Genomic DNA, 6,360 nt, shown 5'->3' with positions numbered 1-6,360 from the left:
AACGGCCACACCGCGCCCTCAGACGCCGCACACCCTCCGAGGCCTACGCAGCGACCCCCAAGGCCGCGCCCGCCATCGCCGCCCAGGGGGAACACGGGCGGATCCGCACCGACCGCGTCGACGCCGACGGCAAGGTCACCCTTCGCCACGCCGGACGCCTCCGGCACCTCGGCATTGGCCGCGCCCACAAACACAAGCGCATCATCCTGCTCGTCCGGGACGCCGACGTCGCCGCCGTCGAGCACGGCACCGGCGAGATCCTCGCCGAGTTCACCATCGATCCTGCCCGCGGCTACCAGCCGAAAAAACAAAACACCCCCGGTCCGTAGACCGGGGGTGTAGCCGATGTCTCGGGACATCTGTAGTCGATGTCCCGAGACTTCACAATTGTGGAGATGGGGGGAATTGAACCCCCGTCCGATGTCGTGTTGTCAGGGCTTCTCCGGGCGCAGTTTGCGTCGGATTTTCTCGGCCCCAGCCGTCCTGCAAACAGGCGGCTGATCCGGGCCCAGTCATCAAAGAGTCCCGTTTACTCCGATGACGGGAGCAAACAGCAGTGGCTATCTAAATGACGCCAGGATCCGGGGCGATAGCATCCCCGGGCTGACGGACTGAACTACTGCTTAAGCAGCGAGTTCGAAGTCAGTGCGCTTAGATTCGGCACTTATTGGTTTGCAGACAGCGTTTACGAGATAATTCTGCATCCTCGGCCCGCTTCACCTGTCGCGACTAACATCGTCGAAACCGATCATCCCCGTATTTTGTTGCCAAACCGGCAGGGCCAAGGTTCTGGACCAGTTCCCTGCCGGACTATTCATCATAACGCATCGGCGAGGACAATCATTCCAGCCGGCGAAGGGCGCGTCGGCTTTTCAGTCCTAGCGCCGGTTGCGTTCCCGCATGACGCGCTGGGCCTCGCGCTTGTCCTGCTGCTCGCGAAGGGTCTGGCGCTTGTCGTAGTCCTTCTTACCGCGGGCGATGCCGATCTCCACCTTGGCCCGGCCGTCCACGAAATACAGCTGCAGAGGAACAATGGTAAAGCCCGATTCACGGATTTTGTGCGAGATCTTGATGAGCTCCTCGCGGTGCAGCAGAAGCTTCCGCCGCCGGCGCGCCGCGTGGTTGGTCCAGCTTCCCTGGTTGTACTCAGGGATGTGGATGCCCTCCATCCAGAGCTCGTCGTTGTAGAACGTGCAGAACCCGTCAACCATGGACGCGTGGCCCTCGCGGAGGGACTTCACCTCCGTCCCCATGAGCGCGATGCCCGCCTCATAGGTGTCCAGGACGTGGTAGTCGTGCCGGGCCTTCCGGTTGGTGGCCACGACTTTACGGCCACTTTCTTTGGGCACGGTTCAACTCCTCAGTTCTCGGTACTGGCTGTTCCGGAGGCACCGGAACAAAGTCTTACTATTCTACGGCAGGTGCGCCGACGGGCCTGAGCCGTCAGGCGGCGGCCCTTCCTTGTCAGAGCAGCCGCATCGGGTCAACCGCTTCACCGTTCAGCCAGGTCTCAAAGTGTGAGTGGCAGCCGGTGGAGTTTCCCGTGGTGCCCGAGTAGGCGATGAGCTGGCCCTGGCTGACCTGCTGCCCGACGGAGACCACAACGCTGGTGTTGTGGTAGTAGATCGTGGTCAGCGAGTTGCCCTGGACGACGCCGTGCGAGATCTTGACGTTATTTCCGCCGCCGTCATCCGCCCAGCCGGCCGAGAAAACCGTGCCGGCTGCGGCCGCGTACACCGGCGTGCCGCAGGCGGCACCGAAGTCAATGCCCGTGTGCATGTAGCCGCCGGTGCCGTAGAAGTCGATGGTGCCGGGCGGCGTCGCACGCCATCCAAAACCGGAGGTGATGGGTACGCTGTCGGGGAACGGGTGGCGGAGGCCAAAGGCCGACGGCGGGCCGGCCACCGGAGGCACGTAAGGCGCGGGTTGCTCGCCCTTGGCCTTAGCAGCGGCGGCAGCAGCTGCGGCGATCCGCCGCTGCTCGGCGAGCCACGCCTCGCGCAGCCTGCGGTCACGCTCTTTGATTTCTGCGGCGACGGCGTCCTGGCGCGCCTTGACTCCAGCCAGCTTCTTCTGGATGCCGGGCTTGGCGGCCTCGAGTTCGTTGTTCAGGCGGGTGGTGTCGGCGATGAGCTTGTCCACCTTGGCCTTTTTGGCGGCGGCCTCGTCGCGGGCGGCTTTCTCTTTGACAAGCGCCGCGTCGGCCTTGGCCTTGAGGTCCTTGATCTCGGCTTCGACCGCCTGCAGCCGGGCCTGCGAGTTCACGTTGGTGGCATTCTGCTGGGTGAGCTTGTCCATTGCGGAGTTCTGGCTGCGCAGCGCCTGGTCAGCCAGGTCCATCGTGTCAGTGAGGCTGCCGGTGTTGTTGGAACCGAAGAAGAGGGTGAGGTCCGAGGGAACGCCGCCGGATTTGTAGGCCTGCGTGGCGATCTGGCCGATCAGCTTCTTCGTGCTGGCGATCTTCTGCTTGTCTGCATCCAGCTGCTGGGTGATCTTGGCCTTGTTCTGCTGCGCCAGATCCACCCTGGCAGCGAGTGCTTCCACTTCCTTGACGGCACTCGCCACGCGGCCCTGGGCCTCGAGCAGCGCCTGCTGGGCGGCCGGAAGCTGTCCCCGGTAGATCACGAGGTCCCCGGCCGCTTTCGAAATTTTTGCATCGACGAATTCGAGCGACTGCTGGACCCGGGCGGCTTCGGCCTTCAGGGCCGCCTGCTGGTCCTCAAGGTCGTCTGCATAAGCGGCAGGGGCTGACGCACCCAGGCTCGCGGCCAGCACCAGTGCCACTGCGGCACTGAGAATTCTGCGCTGACGCCCCGCTGGGCTCTTTCGCATGGGCCTGCCGGAACTCATCATGGGCATTCCTTCGGTGAGCATGGCCTACACCCTCAAGTATCGGCGGAGCGTGAGCAGAGATGAAGTGCCCGCCAGTACAACGCCCAGCCCGATGAGGGCCGGGGCGAGGAGCAGGGTCTGTGCCGGCGAGATGAATGCTGTGTCCGGATACTGCTTGGACAGGTATTCGCCCAGGAAGAAGTGGGCCACGGCCCACAGCGTTCCGGACGCGAGGGCGGCGCCGATGACCGCGGCGATGACGCCCTCGAGGATGAAGGGCAGCTGGATCACCGTCTTTGACGCGCCCACGAGCCGCATGATGCCGGTTTCCCGCCGCCGGCTGAACGCCGAGAGCCGGATGGTGGTGGCGATGAGCAGGATGGCGCACACCGTCATCACTCCGGCGATGCTCACTGCCACGAGGGACGCCGCATTCATCACCGAGAAGAGCCGCTCCAGGACCTGCCGCTGGTCGATGACAGTTTCCACGCCCGGCTGCGAGGCGAAGGTCTCGCTGATGATCTGGTACTTCTCCGGGTCTTTCATGTTGATCCGGAATGAGGCGGGAAGCTGGTCCGGCGTAACCGAATCGACGATGGGAGAGTTCGAGAACTGCTCCTTGAAGTGCTTGTAGGCGTCGTCCTTGGACTCGAACTGGAAGTCGTTGATGTACTGGGCCACCGCGGGCGATTCCAGCAGGGTCCGCACGTTGTCCTGCTGTTCGGCCGTCACCGGTCCCGAGGCGCAACCGGCCGCCGTCGACCCTTCACCGCACAGGAAGATGGCCACCTGGACCTTGTCGTACCAGTAGCCCTTCATCTGATTGATCTGGAGCTGGAGCATCCCGGCGGCACCCACGAAGGTCAGGGACACGAAGGTCACCAGGATGACGGAAACCACCATCGACAGGTTGCGCCGCAGGCCGCCGCCGATCTCGCCAAGGATGAACTGGAGCCTCACAGCCGGTCCTCCCCTGCCTGGTCGCGGGCTGCCTCGTCATCGCGTCCGCTGGCGTCCTTGAGCCGTCGGGACTGGCCGACCACGGGAATCATCGATGTGTAGAGGGCCCGGGCTTCGTCGCGGATGACTTTGCCGTTCTTGAGCTCCACAACGCGCTTGCGCATCTCGTTAACGATGTCGTCGTCGTGGGTGGCCATGACCACGGTGGTGCCGTTCTGGTTGATCTTGTCCAGCACCCCCATGATGCCCATGGACGTGGTGGGGTCCAGGTTGCCGGTGGGCTCGTCGGCCAGCAGGATGCCGGGGCGGTTGACCACGGCGCGGGCAATGGCCACGCGCTGCTGTTCACCGCCGGAGAGCTCGTGGGGCATGCGTTTCTCTTTGCCCTCGAGGCCTACGGTTTTGAGCACCTCCGGGACGGTGTCCCGGATGACGCTGCGGCTCTTGCCGATGACCTGCATGGCAAAGGCCACGTTGGCGAACACGTTTTTCTGCGGCAGCAGGCGGAAGTCCTGGAACACCACGCCGATTCCGCGGCGCAGGCGGGGCACGCGCCAGCTGGAGATGTTGGCTACGTTCTGGCCGGCGACGTAGACCGTGCCGGAGGTGGCGCGGTCCTCCTTGAGGACGAGGCGCAGGAACGTGGACTTGCCGGATCCTGACGCGCCGACGAGGAAGGCGAATTCACCACGGTCAATTTCAAGGCTGACAGAATCCAGGGCGGGCCTGGCTTTCTGGTCGTAGACCTTGGTGACATTTTCGAATCGGATCATGACCCTAAGACCCTGCAGGACACGGCTTTAAGGGCATGGTCTGCAACCGGTGCGGGGGCTTTCGCTAGGGGGAAGTAGAGCTCCGGCCTCTCGACTATACGCACGGGCTGCCATGCTCAGGCGGGAGTCAGAGGGGCGTGTCGCGGGATTGGGCCCGTTGCCTCCTGATGCGCCTAGCGTTCGGCGTTGCGGTTGTCAGTGCGCCAGCGGATCCCGGCTTCGATGAAATCGTCAATGGCGCCGTCCAACACAGCGGTGGTGTTTCCCACCTCGTGCTCGGTCCGGAGGTCCTTGACCATCTGGTATGGGTTCAGGACGTAGGAGCGCATCTGGTCGCCCCAGGACGCCTTGACGTCGCCGGCGAATGCCTTCTTCTCCGCGTCCTCCTGCTCCTTCTTCAGCAGCAGGAGCCTCGACTGGAGCACCCTCATCGCGGCGGCGCGGTTCTGCAGCTGTGACTTCTCATTCTGCATGGACACCACTGTGCCGGTGGGTATGTGGGTCAGGCGGACGGCCGAGTCGGTGGTGTTGACGGACTGGCCGCCGGGGCCGGACGAGCGGAAGACATCCACTCGGATTTCGTTGTCCGGGATGTCAATGGAGTCGGTCTGTTCGATGAGGGGGATGACTTCCACTGCGGCGAAGGAGGTCTGCCGGCGCCCCTGGTTGTCGAACGGGCTGATCCTGACCAGCCGGTGTGTTCCGGCCTCGACGCTGAGCGTGCCGAAAGCGTACGGCGCATTGACCTCGAAGGTGGCAGATTTGAGGCCCGCTTCCTCGGCGTAGGAGGTGTCCATGACGGTGGTCGGGTAGCCGTGGCGCTCCGCCCACCTCAGGTACATGCGCAGCAGCATCTCGGCGAAGTCTGCGGCATCGACGCCGCCGGCTCCTGAGCGGATGGTCACCACGGCCTCGCGCTCGTCATACTCGCCGGAGAGCAGGGTGACAACCTCAAGGTCCTTCAGCGACTTGCGGATGGACTCCAGCTCGGTCTCCGCCTCCCCCATGGAGTCGGCGTCGTCCTCGTCCTGGCCGAGTTCCACCAGCACCTCAAGGTCATCGATGCGCGAAACCAGGGTGTTCAGCCGTTCCAGCTCGGACTGGCGGTGCGACAGCCGCGAGGTGATGACCTGCGCAGCCGCAGGGTCATCCCAGAGGTCCGGCTCGCCGGCACGCTCGCTCAGTTCTGCGATCTCTTCCTTGAGCGCCTCGACATTGGTGACGTTCTCGATGGAGGTATAGGTGCCGCGCAGCGCGCGGATTTCTGCAGCAAAATCAATTTGAGCCATGGTTGTTTAAGCGTACGCTATCCGCCCTGACCGCCCGGACGGTGACCCGGTTGGCAGCAGCGGCGGACTCGCCTAGCGGGTCAGCCGCGAGCGTGCGGTGGATGAGGCCGCAATGGTGATGCCGTCCGGGATGAGGAAGTTGACCACCGGCGGGTGCACGGTGGCGCTGAGAACCACGACGGCGGTGGAACCGTCGGGCGTCCCCGTTCCGGACGCGACGGCCAGCCCGTCGAGACGGCCGAAGGCGCCGTTGCGGCTGAGATAGTCGCCCGCGACGTTCCGGACCCGGTCACCGCTCAGCAGGGCCGAGGGAGTGCCGCCGGCCGTTTCGACCTGGCCGAGCGTGTAGGAGTCGGCGGCGGCCACCGACGCGCCGTCCGCGAGCGACAGGAGTTTCTTGTGCTCGATGTAAAGGCTGGACGCGGCCATGACCACGGTGCCGACCAGCAGGGCCAGCATGACGAACCCGATGATGAGGACCGTCATTTGCCCGTCCTCATCACGGC

Annotated in this window: 6 protein-coding genes, 1 other RNA gene and 1 pseudogene; 1 reads left to right on the top strand and 7 read right to left on the bottom strand. The window is 64.4% G+C overall.

Annotated elements, in window-relative coordinates; translation table 11 throughout:
* Positions 1 to 329 (top strand): annotated as a pseudogene (locus ACFQ50_RS20200) (IS481 family transposase); the annotation flags it as partial.
* Positions 330 to 387: 58 nt separating this feature from the next.
* Here the strand turns inward: ACFQ50_RS20200 and ssrA are convergent.
* The 7 genes from ssrA to ACFQ50_RS20165 all read right to left on the bottom strand — a co-directional run bounded on the left by ssrA (position 388) and on the right by ACFQ50_RS20165 (position 6,340).
* Positions 388 to 756, bottom strand: a transfer-messenger RNA (tmRNA) gene (gene ssrA / locus ACFQ50_RS20195).
* A gap of 122 nt (positions 757 to 878) precedes the next feature.
* Entirely contained in the window at positions 879 to 1,349 is a 471-nt protein-coding gene (gene smpB / locus ACFQ50_RS20190; RefSeq protein WP_377951175.1) for an SsrA-binding protein SmpB, read from the bottom strand.
* Between the two features lie 115 nt (positions 1,350 to 1,464).
* Complete coding sequence (locus ACFQ50_RS20185) at positions 1,465 to 2,832, bottom strand: peptidoglycan DD-metalloendopeptidase family protein (RefSeq protein ID WP_377997409.1); 1,368 nt, start codon at positions 2,830 to 2,832, stop codon at positions 1,465 to 1,467.
* 45 nt (positions 2,833 to 2,877) lie between these two features.
* Positions 2,878 to 3,792, bottom strand: a complete 915-nt coding sequence (gene ftsX, locus ACFQ50_RS20180) for a permease-like cell division protein FtsX (RefSeq protein ID WP_377997408.1) — start codon at positions 3,790 to 3,792, stop codon at positions 2,878 to 2,880.
* A complete protein-coding gene (ftsE, locus tag ACFQ50_RS20175; RefSeq protein WP_377997407.1) occupies positions 3,789 to 4,565 on the bottom strand; it encodes a cell division ATP-binding protein FtsE in 777 nt (258 codons plus the stop codon). Before ftsE ends, ftsX begins: the two co-directional genes overlap by 4 nt.
* A gap of 173 nt (positions 4,566 to 4,738) precedes the next feature.
* The gene (gene prfB / locus ACFQ50_RS20170; RefSeq protein ID WP_377997406.1) at positions 4,739 to 5,854 is read right to left on the bottom strand and encodes a peptide chain release factor 2; all 1,116 of its coding nucleotides are present in this window, start codon (positions 5,852 to 5,854) and stop codon (positions 4,739 to 4,741) included.
* Between the two features lie 72 nt (positions 5,855 to 5,926).
* Positions 5,927 to 6,340 carry a pilus assembly protein TadG-related protein gene (locus ACFQ50_RS20165; protein WP_377997405.1) on the bottom strand — a complete coding sequence of 138 codons (414 nt, stop codon included), beginning with the start codon at positions 6,338 to 6,340 and terminating at the stop codon, positions 5,927 to 5,929.
* Positions 6,341 to 6,360: the final 20 nt, after the last annotated feature.

The organism is Arthrobacter sp. NPDC056493 (assembly GCF_042795115.1).
GTDB lineage: Bacteria > Actinomycetota > Actinomycetes > Actinomycetales > Micrococcaceae > Arthrobacter.
The sequence above is the reverse complement of the archived record's forward strand: the minus strand, read 5'-3'. Positions and strand labels throughout refer to the sequence as shown.